17 protein-coding genes and 1 tRNA gene are annotated in these 20,663 nt (G+C 76.4%); 8 read left to right on the forward strand and 10 right to left on the reverse strand.

The features are described from left to right. Window positions 1–5: 5 nt before the first annotated feature. On the reverse strand, window positions 6–1,154 hold the full coding sequence (locus LIX60_RS20155; protein WP_227959721.1) for a Gfo/Idh/MocA family oxidoreductase: 1,149 nt from the start codon (window positions 1,152–1,154) through the stop codon (window positions 6–8). A gap of 406 nt (window positions 1,155–1,560) precedes the next feature. Between LIX60_RS20155 and LIX60_RS20160 the strand changes: the two genes are divergently transcribed. From LIX60_RS20160 to LIX60_RS20175, 3 genes are all read left to right on the forward strand, one after another. Next, window positions 1,561–2,640, forward strand: a complete 1,080-nt coding sequence (locus tag LIX60_RS20160) for a hypothetical protein (protein WP_227959722.1) — start codon at window positions 1,561–1,563, stop codon at window positions 2,638–2,640. 704 nt (window positions 2,641–3,344) lie between these two features. Beyond that, window positions 3,345–4,124 carry an HAD-IIA family hydrolase gene (locus LIX60_RS20170; protein WP_019711529.1) on the forward strand — a complete coding sequence of 260 codons (780 nt, stop codon included), beginning with the start codon at window positions 3,345–3,347 and terminating at the stop codon, window positions 4,122–4,124. A 1,049-nt stretch (window positions 4,125–5,173) separates the two neighbouring features. After that, the gene (locus LIX60_RS20175; protein ID WP_227959723.1) at window positions 5,174–6,214 is read left to right on the forward strand and encodes a glycoside hydrolase family 6 protein; all 1,041 of its coding nucleotides are present in this window, start codon (window positions 5,174–5,176) and stop codon (window positions 6,212–6,214) included. A 131-nt stretch (window positions 6,215–6,345) separates the two neighbouring features. Here the strand turns inward: LIX60_RS20175 and LIX60_RS20180 are convergent. Continuing rightward, a tRNA-Lys gene (locus LIX60_RS20180) sits at window positions 6,346–6,419 on the reverse strand. 495 nt (window positions 6,420–6,914) lie between these two features. Here LIX60_RS20180 and LIX60_RS20185 point away from each other — a divergent pair. Both LIX60_RS20185 and LIX60_RS20190 read left to right on the forward strand, forming a co-directional pair. Further along, complete coding sequence (locus tag LIX60_RS20185; protein WP_227959724.1) at window positions 6,915–8,036, forward strand: winged helix DNA-binding domain-containing protein; 1,122 nt, start codon at window positions 6,915–6,917, stop codon at window positions 8,034–8,036. A gap of 237 nt (window positions 8,037–8,273) precedes the next feature. Further along, entirely contained in the window at window positions 8,274–8,732 is a 459-nt protein-coding gene (locus tag LIX60_RS20190; protein WP_227959725.1) for a nuclear transport factor 2 family protein, read from the forward strand. Between the two features lie 118 nt (window positions 8,733–8,850). Here the strand turns inward: LIX60_RS20190 and LIX60_RS20195 are convergent, their stop codons facing one another. From LIX60_RS20195 to LIX60_RS20210, 4 genes are all read right to left on the reverse strand, one after another. Next, window positions 8,851–9,084: a hypothetical protein gene (locus LIX60_RS20195; protein WP_227959726.1), complete on the reverse strand. Its 234-nt coding sequence runs from the start codon at window positions 9,082–9,084 to the stop codon at window positions 8,851–8,853. Window positions 9,085–9,121: 37 nt separating this feature from the next. Beyond that, window positions 9,122–10,057, reverse strand: a complete 936-nt coding sequence (locus LIX60_RS20200) for an MBL fold metallo-hydrolase (RefSeq protein WP_227959727.1) — start codon at window positions 10,055–10,057, stop codon at window positions 9,122–9,124. 32 nt (window positions 10,058–10,089) lie between these two features. Continuing rightward, window positions 10,090–10,686, reverse strand: coding sequence for a flavin reductase family protein (locus LIX60_RS20205; RefSeq protein ID WP_227959728.1), 597 nt, complete (start codon window positions 10,684–10,686; stop codon window positions 10,090–10,092). Window positions 10,687–10,820: 134 nt separating this feature from the next. Further along, the gene (locus tag LIX60_RS20210; RefSeq protein WP_227959729.1) at window positions 10,821–11,669 is read right to left on the reverse strand and encodes an SDR family NAD(P)-dependent oxidoreductase; all 849 of its coding nucleotides are present in this window, start codon (window positions 11,667–11,669) and stop codon (window positions 10,821–10,823) included. Between the two features lie 201 nt (window positions 11,670–11,870). Between LIX60_RS20210 and LIX60_RS20215 the strand changes: the two genes are divergently transcribed. Both LIX60_RS20215 and LIX60_RS20220 read left to right on the forward strand, forming a co-directional pair. Further along, the gene (locus tag LIX60_RS20215) at window positions 11,871–12,338 is read left to right on the forward strand and encodes an SRPBCC family protein (RefSeq protein ID WP_227959730.1); all 468 of its coding nucleotides are present in this window, start codon (window positions 11,871–11,873) and stop codon (window positions 12,336–12,338) included. Between the two features lie 242 nt (window positions 12,339–12,580). Then, a complete protein-coding gene (locus LIX60_RS20220) occupies window positions 12,581–13,729 on the forward strand; it encodes a hydrolase (RefSeq protein ID WP_227959731.1) in 1,149 nt (382 codons plus the stop codon). 121 nt (window positions 13,730–13,850) lie between these two features. Here the strand turns inward: LIX60_RS20220 and LIX60_RS20225 are convergent, their stop codons facing one another. Both LIX60_RS20225 and LIX60_RS20230 read right to left on the reverse strand, forming a co-directional pair. Beyond that, window positions 13,851–15,188, reverse strand: coding sequence for an NAD(P)/FAD-dependent oxidoreductase (locus LIX60_RS20225; protein ID WP_227959732.1), 1,338 nt, complete (start codon window positions 15,186–15,188; stop codon window positions 13,851–13,853). 10 nt (window positions 15,189–15,198) lie between these two features. Then, complete coding sequence (locus LIX60_RS20230; protein WP_227959733.1) at window positions 15,199–16,071, reverse strand: LLM class flavin-dependent oxidoreductase; 873 nt, start codon at window positions 16,069–16,071, stop codon at window positions 15,199–15,201. Between the two features lie 239 nt (window positions 16,072–16,310). On the opposite strand from LIX60_RS20230, the gene LIX60_RS20235 reads away from it, so the two are divergent. Next, window positions 16,311–17,885 (forward strand): alpha/beta fold hydrolase, encoded by a 1,575-nt coding sequence (locus tag LIX60_RS20235; RefSeq protein WP_227959734.1) that lies wholly within the window; start codon window positions 16,311–16,313, stop codon window positions 17,883–17,885. A gap of 90 nt (window positions 17,886–17,975) precedes the next feature. Here the strand turns inward: LIX60_RS20235 and LIX60_RS20240 are convergent, their stop codons facing one another. Beyond that, window positions 17,976–19,508, reverse strand: coding sequence for an MFS transporter (locus LIX60_RS20240; RefSeq protein WP_227959735.1), 1,533 nt, complete (start codon window positions 19,506–19,508; stop codon window positions 17,976–17,978). Further along, on the reverse strand, window positions 19,505–20,557 hold the full coding sequence (locus tag LIX60_RS20245; RefSeq protein ID WP_227959736.1) for an NADP-dependent oxidoreductase: 1,053 nt from the start codon (window positions 20,555–20,557) through the stop codon (window positions 19,505–19,507). The genes LIX60_RS20240 and LIX60_RS20245 overlap by 4 nt, the downstream gene beginning before the upstream one ends. Between the last annotated feature and the right edge of the window lie 106 nt (window positions 20,558–20,663).

The raw sequence follows: 20,663 nt of genomic DNA on the forward strand, positions 1-20,663 counted from the left end.
CGGGGTTACGGGGTGATCGCCCGGCCCTCCTGGGCCGAACGCCGTGCGGCTTCCAGGACGTCGAGCGCCGCCGCGGCCTCCAGGGCGGTGACGGGCGGCGGGGTGCCCTCGCGGAGGGCCGCCGCCACGGCCGCGTAGTACGCCGGGTAGTCGCCGGGCAGGGTCGGGACCGCGCGGCCGCCGCCGGTCACCGGGGACTCACCGGCGCCGAGCCGGCCCCACAGGGACTCGGGTTCGGCTCCCCACGCGCCGGCGCCGGACGTGCCGGTGTCCGTGCCGGGGGTTCCGTCGGTGCCGGGCGGCCGGAGCCCGTCGCGCAGCGCCTGCTCCTGCGGGTCGAGTCCGTACTTCACATACCCGGCGGAGCTGCCCAGGACACGGAAACGCGGCCCGAGTTGGGCCGTGGTGGCGCTCATCCACAGATGGGAGTTGACGCCGTTCGCGTGCGTGAGGGCGATGAAGGTGTCGTCGTCCGCCTCGGCGCCGGGGCGGCGGACCACGGACTCGGCGTAGACGCGGACGGCCGGGCCGAAGAGCACCAGCGCCTGGTCGACGAGGTGGCTGCCCAGGTCGTAGAGAAGCCCGCCGATCTCCTGCGGGTCGCCGGACTCGCGCCAGCCGCCCTTGGGCTTGGGCCGCCACCGCTCGAAGCGGGATTCGAACCGCTGGACCTCGCCCAGCTCCCCGTCCGCGATGAGCTGCCGGACGGTGCGGAAGTCGTTGTCCCAGCGGCGGTTCTGGAAGACGGAGAGCAGCAGGCCGCGCTCCTCGGCCAGGGCGGCGAGAGCGCGGGCCTCGGCGGCGGTCGCGGACAGCGGCTTGTCGACGACGACGGGCAGACCGGCGCGGAGGGCGTCGGTGGCGATGGGCACATGCGTCCGGTTGGGGGAGGCGACGACGACCAGGTCGAGCGCGTCCCCGCCCTCCGTACGGGACAGCAGCTCGCGGTGGTCGCCGGCGAACCGCACCCCGGGGTGCTCGGCACGGGCCTGCTCGCGGCGCTCGGGGCTCGTCGTGACGATCGTGTCGAGGACGAGGCCGGCGGTGGCGGCGATCAGCGGGGCGTGGAAGACGGAGCCCGCCAGGCCGTAGCCGACCAGGCCGACACGGAGCGGGGGACGGGAGCCGGTACCGGCGGACATGCGCGTGGACATGCCCCTCACTCAACCACGCGCGCCCACGAGCACCCCGGCGGGGGCCGGTGGGGCCGGTACGGCCCGGAGGCGGGGCGGGGTACGGGCCCGGAGGCGGGCGGCCCGGGGTACGGGCCCGGGCCGGCGGCGGCCCGGCCTCGCTCCCCGGGCCCCGGCCCCGGCGGGCGGCGGTGAGCATGGACGCCGGTCGCCGCGCCGGCAACCGCTCCGGGCCGTTCGGACGCGAACCCCGGCCGCTTCGGACGAACCGGCCGGGCCGCGGGCCGCGCAGGCCCTCCCGGCGGGAAGGGACCAGGGGTACGGGCGGGCCCGGACGGCACCCACCGCGCGGACGGCAAGCCCGGCGCGGACGGCAAGCCCGGGGCGCCGGCCCCGGGCCCGCGGCGGACTCCACCGAAGGTGTGCCATGCGCCAGCGCAGATATCTCTCCGCCGGGGCCGCGGCCGGAGCGGCCGCGCTGGTGATGGTGGCCGCCCCGGTGCTGGCGTTCCTGCCGCAGGCCCAGGCGGCCCCGGCGGCGGTGGTGGCGCCGGACGCGGTCCCCCGGCCCCTGCCCCGCCCGCTGCCCCTGGCCGTGGAGCCGTACTGCGGCGACCGCGACAGCCCCGACTTCCCCCTGCGCGCCCGCATCCGCGGCGGCCCCCGGGAGTACGCGGCCGGGGGCGGCTGGCGGCGCTGGTCCATCGGCCTGCGCAACACGACGGACCGGGCCTGCCGGGGCGTGCACCCCGTCGCCGTGCTCGTCGACAGCACCCGGGAACTGGCCGCCGAGCGGATCCACTTCCAGTTCTACGACGCGTACAGCCGCTCCTGGCGTCCGGTGACGCTGGAGACCACCGACCGGCACGAGCACATCGCCGTCTTCGACGGCTTCCCGGGCTTCGCCGTCCCGGCGGGCGGCACCGTCACCGTCGGCGTGCGGCTGCGCTTCGCGGAGGGCACGCCCCGCAACGCGGTACGGCTCACCGTGGCGGCCGTGCAGCGGCGCGACGACGACGGCGACTGGGTCGGTTCCTCCAACGACTACGCGTTCACGATCCGGGGCGGGGGCAGGGGCGGGGCGGGTACCGGTACGGCCGAGGACACCCGGCCCCGCGGGGACGGGGAACGGGACCGGGACCGGGGACAGGAACCCGGCCGGGACCGCCCGGGCGGCGGCGCCGAGCCGCCGGGAACCGGTGGCGACGGGCGCCACCGGCCCGGCCGCCCGGAAGAGGCGGACGGGCCCGGCGGGCCGGGGGAGCGCGGCGGGACGCGGCAGGGGGAGCGCGACGGCCACGGCCGGCCCGGCCGGCCCGGCCGCCCCGGGATCTCCGGCGGCCCGGGCGGCCCCGTCCCGCCCGGCGAACTGGCCCGCACCGGCACCGGCGGCGACGCCCGGACCGGAACCCGGGGGGCCACGGCCGCCCGGCTCGGCGGGGCCGCCGGGGCGGCCATCGCGCTCGGCGCGGTCCTGGTCGCGGCCTCCCGGCGCGTGCGCTGCTGAGCGGCCGCGCGCATCCCGGCCGCCCGCGTGCGGGCGGTGGCCCGATCCGGTCCCCGTCCGGCTGTTCGCCGGGCCCGGACGCTGTGAGCCCTGCCGCCGGTCGCCCCGGCGACCGCGTCCGGCCGTCGCCCGTCCCCGTCCGCCGTCCCCCGTGTGGGTCACCGCACCCGGCCGCCTGCGTTGTCCCGAAGGCCGAGCCGCCACCGGCCGCCGGGAAGAGCCCTCGCCGGGGGCCACCGTCCGGCGGTCCGCCGCCGGACACCGGGGTGGTGAGGCGGGGGCTGGCTCTGGGTGATCGCCGCCCGCCGCCTGGTGGATGCCCGGCGCGCGCAGGCCCGTACCGCCGAGGTGCAGGAGGCGCACGCGCGGCGGGAGCACGGCGCCGCCCGCGCCGTCGCGCCGTCGGCGGAGGAACCCGGGCGGAATCGCAGGTACGGGAGCGGGGACAGAGGGGACGGAGAGGAATGGAAGGGCCGTGGGCGGAGAGACGGAAACCGTTCCGTACCGCGCGGAACCCGCCGGCGTGCGCGCCGATCGACGCCCTCCGGCCACCGGGGCGACCGGAACCGCTCACCGAAGGGACGGAAACCGGTCACCGGCGGGCAGGGGACGCCGGGTCCCGCGCCGTTAGGCTGGACCGAGCGGCGGGCCGGAGCCCGAGCGGCCGGCCGCCGCCCATCCGCACCGAGGACAGGAGCCGTTCCGTGGCAGAGCGCAAGCCGATCGAGTCGTGGCTCACCGACATGGACGGGGTGCTGATCCACGAGGGCACCCCCATCCCCGGCGCCGACTCCTTCATCAAGCGGTTGCGCGAGTTGGAGCGGCCCTTCCTCGTGCTCACCAACAACTCCATGTTCACGCCGCGCGACCTGCACGCCCGGCTGAACCGGATGGGCCTGGACGTCCCCGTCGAGAACATCTGGACGTCCGCGCTCGCCACCGCCCAGTTCCTGGAGGACCAGCGGCCCGGCGGCACGGCCTACGTCATCGGCGAGGCCGGGCTGACCACGGCCCTGCACGACGTCGGCTACATCCTCACCGACGCCGAGCCGGACTACGTCGTGCTCGGCGAGACCCGGACGTACAGCTTCGAGTCCCTCACCAAGGCCATCCGCCTGATCAACGACGGGGCCCGGTTCATCGCCACCAACCCCGACGCCACCGGCCCCTCCACGGAGGGCGCGCTGCCCGCCACGGGAGCCGTCTCCGCACTGATCACCAAGGCCACCGGCCGGGAGCCGTACTTCGTCGGCAAGCCCAACCCGCTCATGATGCGCGCCGGGCTCAACGCCATCGGGGCGCACTCCGAGAGCAGCGCCATGATCGGCGACCGCATGGACACCGACGTCCTGGCCGGACTGGAGGCCGGGATGGAGACGTTCCTCGTGCTGTCCGGGGTGACGCGGCCGGACGAGATCGGGCGCTTCCCGTACGGGCCGTCGCGGGTGGCCGAATCGATCGCCGACCTCGTCGACCTGGTCTGAGCCGGCCGGTTGGTCCGAGTCGGCCGGGGCCCGGAGACCCGGGGCCCCGGGCCGAACGGAGCAGTGCCCGGCCCGCCGGGCTGCGGTGAGCCGCCGTTCGCGCGAACCTTCTGGGGCGAGAGGAGGTCGCACGATGAACTCTGTCCGACTGGCCGGCACGATCGCGGCGTCCGGCCTGCTCTGCGCCACCGTGGTGCTCCCCGCCGCGAGTTCCGCCGCGGCGGCTTCCGCGCTCCCGGCTTCCGCGGACTCCGTTTCCGTGAGGGCTGCTTCCGCGTTCCCCGCTTCTGCCCCGGCTGCTCCCGGGGCGCCCGTCTCCGTCCCGGCCGTCTCCGCGCCGGCCGTCTCCGCGCCGGGGGTGTCCGCCCCGGCCGGTCCCGTGACGGCCCCCGCCGCCGAGGGACCGGCGGCCGCGGCCGTCCCCGGTGCGGTCCGCGGGGTCCGCGGGGTCCGTGGGGAATGGCTCCCGGAACCGGCCGCCGCCCCCGGCCCGGGTTCCGTAGCCGTGGCGGCGGAAGAGCGCCCGTCCGCCACGGACACGGGGGGCAGTCCCAACACCCGGCAGATCGTCGTCGGTGTGTGCCTGGCGGGCGGCGCGGTCCTGGGCATGGCGGGTCTCGCCGTGCACCGCCGCCGCGCCGCGAGACCGCCCGCGCCGCCGCGGGAATGGGAGGACCCGCTCCGGGTTCCCGAACCCTCCCGGAGCCGGGGCGGTCCCCCCGGCGTGGAGGGCTGACGGCGGGCCCGCGGCGGCAGTGCCCTCGCGGTGGTGTGACCCGCGGCAGCGTCCCCGCAGTGGTGTGACCCGCCCGTATCGGTGCGCCGCCGTCACCGGCGGGTGCCCGCGGCGCGGCTTCCGTCTCCCGGCCCTCGCCCGCCCCCGGTCCCGCCCCCGGTCCCGTCCCCCGCTACGTCAAACGCCGTAACGGGGCTTCCCCGCCCCCGGTCACTGCCGGGCCCCGCGCGGACCGCGTGCCAGGATGCGTCCGACCCGAATTGTCCCGAACGCGGTCCGGGCCCACCCCGGACGGAGGCCCCAGGGGGAGCGGATGTACGGCCACATGGGCCGGCTGGCGGCGAGCGTGGCGGCCGGAGCGGTACTGCTGATCGCGGGCTGTTTCCGCCCGCCCGGGCCCGCGCCCGGACCGTCGCCCGGGGACGACCGCGCACAGCCGCCGCGCCGGGCTCCCCAGTCGTCCGCGACCCCGTTCTGGGTGAATCCGCACGGCACCGCGGCCCGGCAGGCCGCCGCCCTGCGGGCCCGGGGCCGCGCGGACGAGGCCGGACTGATCGAGGAGAAGATCGCGGCCCAGCCGGTCGCCGAGTGGATCGGCACGAAGGCCCCCCGGGCGGAGACCGCCCGCCTCACCCGGGCCGCGGCGCGGGAGAACCGGGACGCCCTGCTGGTGCTCTACAACATCCCGCACCGCGACTGCGGCCAGTTCTCCAAGGGCGGCGCCCCGGACGGTGCCGCGTACCTGCGCTGGCTCGCCGAGGTCGTGGCGGGCATCGGCGACCGCCCGGCCACGGTGATCCTGGAGCCGGACGCGGTGCCGCACATCGTGGACGGCTGCACCCCGCCCGTGTACCACCAGGAGCGCTACCGGCTGCTGGCGGAGGCCGTGGAGAGGCTGAAGGCCCTCCCGCGCACCCGGGTCTACCTGGACGCGGGCAACCCCCGCTGGATCACCGACCCGGGCCGGCTCACCGGCCCGCTGCGGCGCGCGGGCATCGACCGGGCCGACGGCTTCGCCCTCAACACCGCCAACTACCGGACGACCGCCGAGAACCGCGGCTACGGCAGGGCCCTGTCCCGGCTCCTCGGCGGCGGCAAGACCTTCGTGATCGACACCAGCCGCAACGGCAACGGCCCGCTGCCCGCCTCCGGCGGCCAGGGCATGAACTGGTGCAACCCGCCGGGCCGCGCCCTCGGGGAGCCGCCCACCACCCGCACCGGGGACGAGCTGGTCGACGCCTATCTGTGGATCAAGCGCCCGGGGGAGTCCGACGGCACCTGCCGGGGCGGGCCCCCGGCCGGCCGGTGGTGGACGGAGTACGCCCTGGGCCTGGCCCGCAACGCGGACTGGTAGCCGCCGCCCGGCCGAGGCCCCCGGGACCCCCGGCATGCCGTACGGCCCTCGCGTCCCCTGCCTCCCGGACCCCGGACCCCGGACGCGACTCAGGGCCTTCCCGCCGTGGCGGAAAGGCCCTGAGTGTCATGTGCGCCGCCAGGGACTCGAACCCCGGACCCGCTGATTAAGAGTCAGCTGCTCTAACCAACTGAGCTAGCGGCGCCTGCTGACCTGGTCAATCGTACCGGACCGGATCGGGTGGTCCGTACGCCCCGGGGCCGCTGCGGGCCCTCCGGCGGGAAATGTGACCAGGGTCATGGTTTCCCGGCGCCCACCGGAAGCGGAGGGAGCGCGGGTCCCGGTCCTCCGGTGCGGTGGGCCGGAGCGCGCCCGGGCCCCCGAGCGGCCGCGCGGGGTGCGCGTGCCGCCGGAGCCGGACCGGGCCGGGGCAGGGCAGGGGGCGTGTCCGGCGGCACCCCGGGGTGCCGCCGCCCGAGGGGCGCGTCCCTGCCGGTCACCCGCCGACCGGGCCGCGGAGCCGTGCCGAGCCCCAAGCGGCGGCGCCCGCAAGTGCGTTGGGGCCGAATCGGCGCGCGGTGCGCGGGCCCGCACGGCAGACTCGGGACGGGCGCCCGGCCCGGCGGGGCCGAGCGCCTGCGTCCGCAGCCGAGCGGCGGCGCCGCCGTCGCAGCAGCTCTCCGAGGGAGTTTTCCGTCCGATGACCACGACCGCCCCCGCCGTGCTGGACCACAGGGCCCTCAACCGGGCCTATCTGGCGCGGCAGATGCTGCTGAGCCGGCACCGGATGTCCGCACGGGCCGCGATCGAGAGCCTGGTCGGGCTCCAGTCGCAGCAGCCCGTACCGCCCTACTACGGACTCTGGACCCGGCTGGCGGACTTCCGCCCGGAGGAACTCTCCCGGCTGATCAGCGAGCGCGCGGTCACCCGCATTGTCGTGATGCGCGGCACCGTCCATCTCGTCACCGCGGACGACGCCCTCGCGCTCCGGCCCTGGGTGCAGCCCTGCCTCGACCGGGGCATGAGGAGCGCCTGGGGCAAGGACCTGGCGGGGATCGAACTGTCCGCGCTGGCCGGGGCGGCCCGGGAACTCCTCGGCGCGCGGCACCTGTCCACCACCGAACTCGGCGGGCTCCTCGGGGAGCGGTGGCCGGACCACAGCCCCTCCACGCTCGTCAACGCGGCCCGGGTGCTGCTGCCGCTCGTGCAGGTGCCGCCGCGCGGCCTGTGGGGGCGGAGCGCCCGGACCACCTACGCCACCGCGGAGTCCTGGCTCGGCCGGCCGCTGGTCCCCGAGCCGCCCGCCGAGGAGCTGGTCGTCCGCTATCTGGCGGCCTTCGGACCGGCGACGGTGCAGGACATCCAGGCCTGGTCGGGGCTGACCCGGCTGCGGGAGACCGTGGCCCGGCTGCGGCCCCGGCTCGCCGTCTTCCGCGACACCGCGGGCCGGGAGCTGTTCGACCTCCCGGATGCCCCGCGGCCCGGGCCGGACACCGCCGCCCCGGTGCGGTACCTGGCCCCGTACGACAACGCGATCCTGTCCCACGCCGACCGCACCCGGATCATCGACGACGCGGGGCGCCGGGCCATAGCCACCAAGAACGCCGTGATCCCCGGGACCGTCCTCGTCGACGGCTTCGTCCGGGGAGCCTGGCGGATCGACGAGCGGCGCGGCACCGCGACCCTGACCGTCCAGCCCTTCACCCCGCTCACCGCGCGGCAGCGCGACGAACTGGCGGAGGAGGGGGAGCGGCTGCTGGCCTTCGGCGCGGAGACGGCCGGCGAGCGGCTGATCCGCTTCGCCGAGCCGCTCGGTGGCTAGCTCCTCCCGCCCGGATCGAGCGGGGCTCGCGGATTCGGGCCCCTCACGCGGACGACGGGCCCCGGATCGCCGGGCGGTCCGGGGGGAGGGGGATGAGGGCCGGGGGCGTCCCGCCGAACTCCCGAACCGGCGGGCGCGGCGTGTACCGGCTCTCCAGCGCGGCTGGAGCGCGGCGGAGCAGCCTGGCGGCATTCGTGCCGCCGGAGCCGGCGGCCCGCTCCAGGGAAGGGAGTTGCCGTGCCCCAGCCGGTCGCGACTACGGAGAAGCAGGTCACCGGGGACCTCTACGCGGAGGTGCGGACGTTCTACGCGCGGCAGATGCGGCGGGTGGACGCCCTCGACATCGAGGGGTTCGCGGACACCTTCACCGAGGACGGCGAGGTCGTCCACTCCGGTGGCGAACGCCAGCGCGGGCGTGCCGAGATGATCGCCGGGATGCGCGCCAGTCTGCCGCGCTACCGGGACATCTGCGTGCGCCACTGGTTCGAGCATCTGCTGATCGAGGCGGATCCGGAGAACACGGGGGACGAGGACACCGTGCGGACCTCCTACTACACGCTCGTCGCGCTGACCGACCGCGAGGGGAAGGTCTCGTTCCAGCCGACCTTCACCGTCGAGGACGAACTGGTCCGCCGGGACGGGCGGCTGCTGACCCGGTCCCGGGTCATCCACCGGGACCGGCCCGCCGGGCCGTGAGCCCCGCCCCCGCTGCCTGTCAGAGGCGGTGGGGCATGGGGAGGGCCCCCTCCGCGGAGGGGGCCCTCCCCATACCCCACCGTGCCCGGTTCCGGCTCCCGCGGGTGGGGAGCCGCAGTCAGTCGATGCCCCGGCAGATGTGCCAGTCGCAGTCCGCGGCCGACTCCCGCTCGGAGCCGTCGTAACCGTCGTACTCGTCGTATCCCGCGAGCCTCAGCACCGGGGGGCGGCCCTCGGTCCGTGGTGGGCGGGAGGCGTTCGGGGCCGGGGCGGACGGCGGAGTACCCGCCGTACGGTCCCGCTGCCGCCGCTGGTCCGGTGCGGTGTCCGGTGTCACTGTCGCTGTCGCCATTGTCAGCTTCTCCTTCCGGCCGCCTCCCTGTCCCGCCTCACGCGTGGCAGGGAGGCAGACCTCCGTGGAACCCGGCCATCTCCCGGAAGGAGGCGGCCACGTCGATGCGGGCCCCGGGCGGCAGCCCCTGCCGCTCGGCGAAGGCCCGGTGCAGATTGCCGACCAGCCGTTCGGCGTCCAGCAGCGCGGAGAACTCCCCGAGGTCCGCCCGCTCCGCCACCTCCAGGGGGGTCGAGCCGTCGCGTACACCCTGCTCGGCGAGTGCCCCGATCCACCGGAGATAGGCCCCGGTCCGGTCGAGCAGCTCCGGCCCGCCGACGGGACCGTGGCCCGGCACCACCGTGCGGGGCGCCAGGGCACGCAGCCGGTCCAGGGCGCGCAGCGAGCCCTCGATGGAGCCCATCAGCACATACGGGGTCACCCCGGACCAGACGACGTCCCCGGCGAAGAGCACGCGCCGGTCCGGGACCCAGGCCACCACGTCGTTCGCCGTGTGCGCGGGACCGACATGCAGCAGCTCGGTCCGCAGGCCGCCGGCGTGCAGGGTGAGCTCGTCGCGGAAGGTGAGGGTGGGGAGGACGAGCGGGGTCTCGCCCCACTCGACGTCCGGCCAGAGGCCGCGCAGGGCGAGCCCGGCCTCGGCGGTGTCGGCGCGGGTCCCCTCGTGGGCGACGATCGCCGCGCGGGGGGCGAACTGGCCGTTGCCGAAGACGTGGTCGCCGTGGAAGTGGGTGTTGACGACGTAGTCCGGGCCGCCGGGGACGATCCGGGCGACCTCCTCGCGCAGCCGCCGGGTCCGGGACTCCGTCGCGGCGGTGTCGACGAGCACGGCGCCGCCGCCGTCCGCGACCAGCCCGGCGTTGTTCAGGCACCAGCCGCCGGGGGGCTGGACGAAGGCGTACACCCCGTCGGCGATCCGGTCGAGCCGGCCCGGGGGCGCGGTGGTGCGCGGGGCGGCGGACTGCGGTGCCATGCCCTCTCCTACGGTTCCGGCGCGGGGCGCGTTCACGCGAGGGCCGTGTAGCGGCCGCGGTGGAAGACCAGCGGGCGGGTGCCCGGGGCACTGCCCGCGAGCGCCACCACCCGGCCGATCAGCAGGACGTGGTCACCCGCCTCGTGCTCGGCCTCCAGACGGCACTCGAAGGAGGCGGCGGCGGAGGGCAGCACGGCGTTGCCGGTGACGCCCTCGACGGCGTCGAGCAGGCGCATCGCGGCCAGGCCCGCCGGCCGGTCCGGGCGGGAGAAGTCCGTGGAGATCTCGCGCTGCCCCTCGGCCAGGACGTTCACCGCGAAGCTGCCGGCCTCGGCGATCCGCGGCCGCATCCGGCCCTCGCGCTTGACGGACACCAGGAGCAGCAGGGGGTCGAGTGACACGGAGGTCAGGCTGTTGAGGGTCATCACGGCCGTGTCGTCGCCGCTGCCCCGGGTCAGCAGGGTGACGCCGGTGGGGAAGGAGCCCATCGCCGTGCGGAAGGCCGCGATGCCGGGGGCCGCGACGCCGGGGGCCCCGGCCGTCTCCGGGGCGATGGCGGTGGTGGCAGTGGCGGTGGTGGCGGGTCCGGGGCCGGGTTCGGCGAGCAGGGTGGTGCCGGGATTCGTCATGGTGCCGCTCCGTCTCTGGTCGCGCTGCGCGCGGGGCGCGCCGTGCGGTGGGCGATACGTGGCGCCGGGCGCCGGGCCGGCGGCCGGGCCCGGGGGCCGCGGTCCGGGCCCGGCCGGGCCGGGCCGGGGCCGGGTCAGTAGTTGCCGAGGCCGCCGCAGACGTTGAGCGCCTGCGCGGTGATCGAGGCGGCGGTGTCCGAGGTCAGATAGCCGACGAGACCGGCGACCTCCTCGGCGGTGGAGTAGCGGCCCAGCGGGATCTTCGCCTCGAACCGCTCCAGCACGTCCGCCTCGGTGACGCCCCAGTGGTTCGCGTAGCCCTGCCGGACCCGCTGGGCCATGGGGGTCTCGACGTAGCCGGGGCAGACGGCGTTGACGGTGATGCCGGTCTTCGCCAGCTCCTTGCCGACGGCCTTGGTGAAGCCGATGACGCCGTGCTTGGAGGCGGAGTAGGGGGCGGCGAGCTCCACGCCCTGCTTGCCGCCGGTGGAGGCGATGTTGACGATCCGGCCCCAGCCGCCGTCCCGCATCCGTCCGGTGCTCAGCACCTCCCGGGTGACCCGGAAGGTCCCGTTGAGATTGGTGTCGATCACGTCGAGCCAGAGGGCGTCGGGCAGTTCGGCGGTGACACCGCCGCCGCCCCGTCCGGCGTTGTTGACGAGGACGGTGATGCGGCCGTACCGCGCGACCGCGGCCTCGACCGCCGCCCGCACCTGCTCGGCCGAGGTGACGTCGCAGGCCGCGCCGTCCACCTCCAGCCCCTCCGCGCGCAGCCGCTTGACCAGGGCGCGCACATCCTCCGCGCCGCGTGCGCAGCCGAAGACCGCGACGCCCTGCCGGGCCAGCAGCTCGGTCACGGCGAGGCCGATCCCGCTGGTGGCGCCGGTGACGAAGGCGACCCGGCGTTCTTCCGTGCCCGCCGCGGTCTCCGCGTCCGTCCCGGTCTCCGTCCCGGTGCCCGTGTCCGTCCCGGTGTCCGTCATGGGTGCTCTCCCCTTCTCGGCGGCCTGAGTGCGACGACCGTGACCCGCGGGCCTTGCGCGGTTCTCGACTCCGCCTCGATCCCGCCCGGAACGGCACCCGTTCGAGCCGTGCTCGACACCCGGTCGACCACGGGCCGCGACGGTGGGCCGGTCCGATGCGCGCACAGCGCCGTGCGCGGCCGCAGCAGCGAGGAGGGGCCCATGCCCGAGCAGACGATCCCGGACGTACGGAAGTCGGTGACCGTGGCGGCCACGCCCGGCCGCTGCTTCGAGGTCTTCACCGAGCGGCCGGCGGACTGGTGGCCGCCGAGCCACGTCCTGCTGAAGAAGGAGCGTGCCGGTCTGGCCTTCGAGCCGGGCGAGGGCGGCCGCTACTACGAGTGGGACGTGGAGGGCAACCAGATCGACTGGGGCCGGATCCTGGAGTGGGAGCCGGGCCGGCGGCTGGTGATGACCTGGCGCATCTCGCCGTCCTGGCAGTCCGTCCCGGACGACGAGTTCGCCAGCGAGATCGAGGTGGACTTCGTGCCCGAGGGCCCGGGCCGCACCCGGGTGGAGCTGGCCCACGTCAAGCTGCACCGGCACGGCGAGGGCGCCGAGAACATCTGGCGGGCCCTGGACGGGCCGTCGCCCGGCGAGACGCTGGAACGCTTCGCCGCCCTGTTCTGAGCCACGGCGCACCGGGCCCCACCGCGGGGCCGGTCCCCTGACCTGCCGGGCCGCTGAGGTACCGGGCCACCGGGCCCTCCGCCCCGGACCCCCCGCCCCTTCGAACCCCCGCCCCCACCCCGGAAGCCCCGGGCCCGCGGTCCGTGATCCGGGCCGCGGGCCCCGGCCGGGCCGGCGGGCCCCACCGCACAACCGTCAGCACAGCCCGTCAGCACAGTCCGTGAGCACAGGAGGTCGTGAGGATGTCTGCCGACGCACAACGGGATACCGCCCTGGTCCCGGCCGCCGAGAAGCTGGGTGTCCTGGCGGCCCAGTACGCGGCCGAGGCCGACCGCACCCGCGCGCTCGCCCCCGAGGTCACCGACGTGATCCGGGAGGCCGGCTTCGCCCGGCACTTCGTGGGCGCCCGGTGGGGCGGCACCGAGGGCTCCTTCGGGGAGCTGACCCGGGCCGTCATGACGGTGGGGGAGCACTGCGCCTCCACCGCTTGGTGCGCCTCCCTGTCCGCCTACTCCGCCCGGTTCGCCTCCCACCTCCCCGCGGAGGGGCACCAGGCCCTGTGGGGCGAGGGGCCGGACGTGTTCATCGCCACCGGCCTGATGCCCGCCGGGCGGGCCGCGCCCGCCGACGGGGGATGGCGGGTCAGCGGCGCGTGGGGATACGTGAGCGGCGTCGAGTCCGCCGACTGGGTGCTCGTCTGCGCCGCGGTGACGGAGGGCGCGGCACCGGGCGTCGCGGCGGCCGGCGGGGGGCGCCCGCCGGCCTTCCGCTTCTTCGCCCTGCCCCGGGGCTCCTACGGGGTGCGCCAGGACTGGGACAGCGTGGGGATGCGGGCCACGGCCAGCCACACCGTCCTCGTCGACGACGTGTTCGTCCCCGGGCACCTCTCCTTCGACCGCGCCGACATCATGACGGGGCGGAACGCCGCCTCCGAAGCGGCCTGCCACAACGTGCCGTTCGCCGCGGTGGGCAGCCTGACCTTCGTCGCGCCCATCGCCGGTGCGGCCACCGGAGCCCTGCGCGCCTGCGCCGGGACCGTCACGGGGCGGCGGCGTACGGCGCCGAACGAGCTGGTGCTGGTGCGGGCCTCCGGCCGGATCGACTCCGCGCGGCTGCTGGTCGAGCAGAACGCCGGCGTCATCGACGGGCGGCGGTTCGCGCCGGAGTTCCTGGCCCGCAACGAACGGAACGCCACCTACGCCACGGAGATCCTCACCGAGGCCGTCGGCCTGCTGGTCCGCGGGGCGGGCACGGGCGGCCTGAGCGAGGGCGCGCCGCTCCAGCGGTTCTGGCGGGACGTCACCTCGGCGGCGAGCCATGTCGCCCTCCAGTACGACACCGCGGCGAGGAAGAACTACGCGGCGGTGCTGCTCGGCCCGGCCACCGGGTGACACGGCCGCGTTCACGGGACGCACCGCGCGCACGGGAGGGGCGGGGAACCGGCAGCCGGTTCCCCGCCCCTCCCGTGCGTTCCGCGCCGGATGCCGGATGCCGGATGCCGGAAGTCCGGTGTCAGACGGGCTGGGCGCTGCGGGTGAACGCCTTGAGGTCGAAGCCGGGCCGCTCCGCGTCCGCCGGGGCGGGGCCGGGGGCGCCGGACTCCAGCAGCCGCCGGGTGGCCATGTGGTCGGCCGGGCGGTTCACCGACTCGGTGCCGACGAGCCGTTCACCGCGGAAGCAGAGCACGGAGAAGCGGCCCGCCGCCGGATCGCCGGCCACCGCCGTACGGTCGTGGCCCTGGGTGATCCCGGCGATCTGCAGCCGCAGCGCGTACTGCTCGCTCCAGAACCAGGGCACGGCCGCGGGGGGCGGGGCGTCGCCGCAGAGGACGGCGGCGACGCGGCGGGCGTGCTCGACGGCGTTCCGCACCGACTCCAGGCGCAGCCGCCCGGGCGCGTACGGGCTGGGGAACCGCGCGCAGTCCCCGACCGCGTACACGGCCCGGTCGCTGGTGCGCAGCCGGTCGTCCACCAGGACGCCGTCGCCGACCGCCAGTCCCGCCGCGGCGGCGAGGGAGCAGTTGGGCAGTACCCCGATCCCGGCCACGACCAGGTCCGCCGGGACGCGCTCCCCGCCGTCCAGCTCCGCGACGCGGCACCGGCCCGCCGCGTCACCGCGCAGGGCGGTCACCTCGCGTCCGAGCAGCACCCGCACGCCCTGCTCCCGGTGGTGGCCGGCGAGGAACGCGGACATCGGGCCGCTCACCGCCCGGGCCATCAGCCGCGGGCCGGCCTCGACGACGGTGACGCGGGCCCCGGACCGGCGCGCGGTCGCCGCGACCTCCAGCCCGATGAACCCGCCGCCGATGACGAGGACGTCGCGGGCGTCCGCCAGCCGGTCCCGGATCGCCGTGGCGTCCTCCAGGGACCGCAGGGCCAGCACGCCGGAGAGGCCGGCTCCCGGCACGGGCAGCGGCCGGGGCCGCGCGCCGGTGGCCAGCACCAGGGCGGCGTACGGCAGTTCGCGGCCGGAGGCCAGGGTGAGCCGCTGCCCGTCGCGGTCGATCTCGACGGCCGGGTCCCGGCCGGTGAGGGCGATGCCGTGGTCCCGGTAGTAGGAGGTCGGGCGCAGCGCGAGTCCGCCGGGGTCCACGCTTCCGGTGAGGTAGCCCTTGGAGAGCGGCGGCCGTCCGTAGGGCGGGCCGGGCTCGTCGCCGACGAGGGTGACGGGCCCGGTGAATCCGCGGTCGCGGAGGGCGGCGGCGGTCTCCGCGCCGGCCTGCCCCGCGCCGACGATCACGACCGGCCCGCCCGCGGCGGCGCCGGGTGAGCCGGGTGAGCCGGGGGTGTCGGGGGTTCCGGGCGTGCCCGCGGCTCCGGGATGCGTTGCGTCGGTGCCTTCCGTGTCCATCGCCGCCACCTCAGCCCAACGCCTCGGCGATGACGTCCAGTTGGCCCGGATCCGGTGACCAGCACAGGAAGACCATCTCGTCGGCGCCGGCCGCCCCGCAGGTGTCCAGCACGTGCCGGACGCGTTCCGGGGTGCTCAGCGTGTAGTCGGCCACCATGGCGCCGGTGAACGGGGCCTCGGAGTCGTCGAGGAAGGAGTAGTAGCGGGCGATCCGCTCCTTCGCCCCCTCGACCAGCTCCTCCGGGCCGACGGCGGTGTTGGCCTGGGCGACCAGCGCGGGGCGGCCCTCCCGGCCCGCGGCCTTCCAGGCGCTCTCCACCTCGCGGAACATGCCCTCGGAGAGCTCCGGCACCATCGCGCTCAGATACCCGTCGCCCCACCGCGCGACGCGCTGCACCGCCGCGTCGCTGAACCCGCCGAACAGCAGCGGGGGGCCGCCCGGCGCGGACGGGCGCGGCCCGACCCGCCCCGGTACCTCCTCGGCCAGGTCGGTGTGGGCCGCCCAGACGGCCCGCATCCGCTCGACGTTGGCGTCCAGCCGCCGGCCGCGCTCCGCCATCCGCGCCCCCGCGGCCTCGTAGTCGTCCTCCCGGTCGCCGAGCCCGATGCCCACCGAGAGCCGCCCGTCGGACAGCCGGTCCAGGGTGGCGATCTGCTTGGCCGCCAGCACCGGATCGCGCAGTCCCGCCAGCAGCACCTGGCTCCGCAGCTCCACGCGGGAGGTGGCGCCGGCCACCGCGGCGAGGGTGATCAGCGGCTCGGGGGTGTCGTAGGCGAGCCGGTCGCTGACGGTGACGGTGTCGAACGGGCCCTCGTCGATGCGCCGTGCCCAGTCGAGCGCGGCGTGGGGCGAGAGCACCGGCAGGCCGATGCCAATCTTCATTGCTTCTCCCGCTGGGATCGAGACGGACGGGGATGGGCCCCCAGGCTGCTGGGCCGCGGCCGAGCCGCTCTGGAAACCCGGTGGAGCGGACCGCTGTACCCGACCTCGAGCGTGGCTGGACCCCGCCGCCGCACGGTTCCGGTGGCCGGCCGGCGGCAGCGCAGCCGCGACAGCCGGCATGACAGCGACCACCGGACGACAGCGACCACCCGGATGACAGCGACGAAGGAGACGGCCCGATGGGGATCAGACGAGAACGGCGGGGCACCAGGGGAGCCGCGGTGGCGGGCGCGAGTGTGCTCGCCGTGTTCGGCACCGCGCTCACCCCCGTGCACGCCCAGCCGCAACAGACGGCACCGCAGCAGGCGGCACGGCAGCAGGCGGCAGCGCAGCAGTCCGCGCTCCGCTCGGTCCACCGGCAGCGCGTCCGCTGGGAGCGGTGCGACTTCGACGCCCGCATGGAGTGCGCCACCGTGCGGGTCCCGCTGGACTACCGCGAGCCGGGCGGCGAGCGGATCGGCCTGGCCGTGAGCCGGCTGCGCACCGCGAGCCCGCTGCGGCGCGGGGTGCTGCTGTCGTTCAACGGCGGCCCCGGCGGCGACGGCGGGCTGGGCGTCAAGAGCCCGCAGCGGCTGGCGGACACCCCGCTGCGCGCCGCGTACGACCTGGTCGGCTTCGACCCGCGCGGCACCGGCGGATCCGCGCCGGTGATGTGCGGGGTGACCGTGCCGACGGCCGAGTTCGACTCCCGGCCGGACGACAGCGCCTTCCCCGCTCTGGTGGCCGACACCCGGGCCAAGGAGGCGGCCTGCGCCCGGACCGGCGGCGCGGTGCGGCGCACCCTCAACTCGGCGACGGTGGCCCGCGACATGGACGTCATCCGGGCCGTGCTGCGGGAGCGGAAACTCAACTTCCTCGGCTACGGCGACGCCACCTACACCGGCGCGGTGTACGGCACGCTCTTCCCCCGGCGCATGGACCGCAGCGTGCTGGACTCCTCGCGCAACCCCGAGGTCGACTGGCGCGGCCAGTACAAGAGCCAGGCCTACGCGATCCGCGACAACGTGGACGCCTGGGCGGCCTGGACGGGCCGGCGCGACGGGCACTTCGGGCTCGGCACCTCCGGCCGCCGGGTCATCGCCTCCGTGGAACGGGCCGCGGACAGCCTCGCGGAGACCTCCGTCGGCTACATGGACCGCACGGGCTTCGACGCGGCCGTCGGCGCCCTCGCCGCCGACCGGACCCGGTGGGACGACCTCGGCGACCTGGTCTCGGCGCTGGTCCACCGGCCGTCCGACCCGGACACCGAGCGGCGGGCGAACGCCGCCCTCCAGCCCTGGGAGGAGCCGGAGGGCGAGCTGCGCCCCGGCGCGGTGGAGGCGGCCACCTGCGAGGACGACTGGCCCACCGACATGGCCGTCTACCGCGAGGACATGCGCCGCTTCAAGGAGAAGTACCCGTACGGCCTCGGGGTGCTCCGGGCGCAGCCCTGGGTCTGCGCCTTCCGCAGCTTCACCCCCTCCGAGCGCCCGCCGTACATCCGCAACAACGGCTATCCCAAGGGCCTGGTGGTGCACGCGGAGGGCAACCCGGTGCTCCGGCACGCGGGCGGCCGGGCGATGGCGGAGCGGCTCGGCCACCGGCTGGTGACGGTCGCCGACGACGGCAGCAACGACGTGTACGCGGTCCGGGGCAACCGCTGCGTCGACGCCCGGGTCACCGCGTATCTGCTGACCGGTGTGCTGCCGCGCCGCGCGGAGACCGTCTGCGCCGGCGCGCCCCGGCCGGACGTCCCCGCCGACCGGGGCAGGTGAACCGGCGCCCGCGCACGACGGCCGGGCCCGTCCCCCACCGCGGGGGACGGGCCCGGCCGTCGCCGTCGCCGGCGGACCGGCGGGGCCCGGTCAGACCCGGGGCCGCGCCTCGGCGGGCACCGGTGGAGCGGGCTCCCGCGCCGGTGCGGGACGCCCGGACGCCACCGGGACGCTCCGGCCGCTCTCCCGGCCCGGGACCGCGAGCGCGACGAGCAGGCCCACGGTGAGGAAGGCGGCCGAGAAGAGGAACGCCGGGGAGAACCCGGCCATCAGGGCCTCCGGGAACTCCTCGCCCCGGGCGGCGGCCTCGTTCGTCAGCCCGGTGGCGATGCTTACCAGCGTCACCAGCCCGACCGCGCCGCCCAGTTGCCGGGTGGTGTTGAGCAGGCCCGAGCCCAGCCCGGCCAGATGGCCGGGGAGCCCCGCGGTGGCGGCCGTCGTCGTGGCCGTGAGCACCATGCCCTCGCCGAGGCCGAGCAGCAGCAGCGGGCCGAACAGCCCCGAGGCGTACGCGGTGCCGGGGCCGGCCTGGGAGAGCCACGCCATGCCGAGAGCCGCCAGGGTCAGACCGGTCATCAGCACCGGGCGGGCGCCGAGGCGGAGCACGGCGCCGGCGACACCGCGGGCCGCCGTGAAGATGCCCAGGGCCAGCGGCAGATAGGCGGCGCCGGTCTCCAGCGGGCTGTACCCCAGCACCGCCTGGAACAGCATGGAGATGAAGTAGAACATGGTGCCCAGCGCGCCCCAGGCGCAGACCGCCACCAGGTTCGCGGCGGACACCGACCGGTTGCGGAAGACGGTCAGCGGCACCAGCGGCTGCCGGGCGATCCGCGCCTGGTCGTACAGGAACAGGGCCAGCAGGGCCGCGGCGGCCGTCAGTCCGGTGACCACCCGGGCGGAGGCCCAGCCGTGGTCCTCGATCTCGTTGATGCCGAACACCAGGGCCACGATGCCGCCGGTCAGGGAGAGCACACCCAGCAGGTCGAGCTGGCGCACGGCGTCCGTGTTGCGCTGCTCCGGCACGGCCCGCGCGACGAGGACGAGCAGGACGACGCCCAGCGCGGCGGTGCCGAGCATGGTGCCCCGCCACGAGAACCACTCGGTGATCATGCCGCCGAGCAGCACGCCGACGGCGGCACCGCCGCCCGCCACCCCGCTCCACAGGCCGAACGCCCGGGTCCGGCGCGGGCCGCCGGTGAAGGTCGTGCCCAGGACGGTCAGGGTGACCGGGACCAGGATGGCGGCGCCGAGCCCCTGGAGGCCGCGGGCGGCGACCATGGACGCCGGGCCCTGCGCCAGCCCGCCGGCGAGGGCGGCCACGGTGAAGATCACCCCGCCGGCGAGGAAGACCCGCCGCTGCCCGTAGAGGTCGGCCAGCCGCCCGCCGAGCATCATGAAGCCGCAGAGGGCGATGGCGTAGCTGTTGTAGAGCCAGTGCAGGCCCGCCATGTCGAACCCGAGCGCCTCGGCGATCACCGGTACGGCGACGTTCACCGAGGCGACGTCCAGGACGAACATGAACTGGCCGAGGCAGCAGACGGCGAGGATCAGGCCGGTTCTCACGGCGGCCGCGGACGGGCCGCCGGGGCTTGTGGAACTGGTCGGGCTGGTCGGGCTGGTCATCGGGAACCACCTTCGTCGATCCGGTCCGTGCCGCCGGTGAGCCGGAGGAGGACGTTGCCGTAGAACTTCCGGTCGAGCAGGTCGGACAGGGCCTGCGGAGCCCCGGCGACCCCGCCCTCGACCACCGTGCGCGGGTACACGAACCGGCCCTCGTCCAGCCACTGCGCGAACTGCCGGTTCCAGCCGTCGATCTGATCCGGGGTGTGGAAGCAGGCGAACGGCCGGAGGACGAGCTGCCGGCTGATCGCCGTCAGCAGGTCCAGCCGGGGCCGCCCGGCCGAGGTGTCGTCACCGTTCTGGCCGGCCAGCGCACCGCAGAGCGCGAACCGGGCGCCGGGACGGGCCAGTTGCACCGCGGCCTCGAACTGCTCGCCGCCGGTGTTGTCGAAGAACACGTCGATCCCGTCCGGGGCGAGCTCGCGGAGCAGGTCGAGCGCCGGGCCGTCGTGCCGGTCGAACGCGGCGTCGAAGCCCAGCTCCTCCACCAGATACTCGGCCTTCTCCTTGCTGCCCGCCGAGCCGATCACCCGCCGCGCCCCGCGGGCCTTGGCGATCTGGCCCGCGACGGAGCCCACCCCGCTCGTCGCGCCCGAGACGAAGACCACGTCACCCGGGCCGGCCTCGGCCATCTCGGCCATGCCGAGCCAAGCCGTCGGGCCGTTGGACAGGAAGTACTCGGGACCGGGCAGCAGGTCCCGGTCGCGGACGGCGAACGCGCCGCCGGGCCCGGCGGCGTACTCCCGCCAGCCCTGGAAGTGCTCCACCAGGGCACCGACGGGCACCGCCGGGTCCTGGGAGCGCACCACCGTGCCGACGGTGCGCCCGGTCGGCGCCTCGCCGACCGGGAACGGCGGGAGCGGCAGCCCCGGCCGCTCCTTCATCAACTCGCGGTAGGCGGACGCCATCAGCATCCACTCGTTGCGGACGAGCACCTCGCCCTCCGGCAACGGGGCCTCCACGACCTCCAGATCACCGGGGGCGGGCGCACCGGACGGCCGCCGGGCGAGCCGCACCTCCCGGTGCGTGGCGGGAACGGGCTCATAGGTCACTGGCTTCTCCTTCGCTGCGGCGGGCGACTCCGCTCGGACCGTGGTCCGCGCGGCCCGAGAACGGCTGGAGAGCCGGTCGAACGGAGGGACGGCCGCGGAGCGGCGC

This window comes from Streptomyces sp. S07_1.15, from assembly GCF_020739505.1.
Lineage (GTDB): Bacteria > Actinomycetota > Actinomycetes > Streptomycetales > Streptomycetaceae > Streptomyces > Streptomyces xinghaiensis.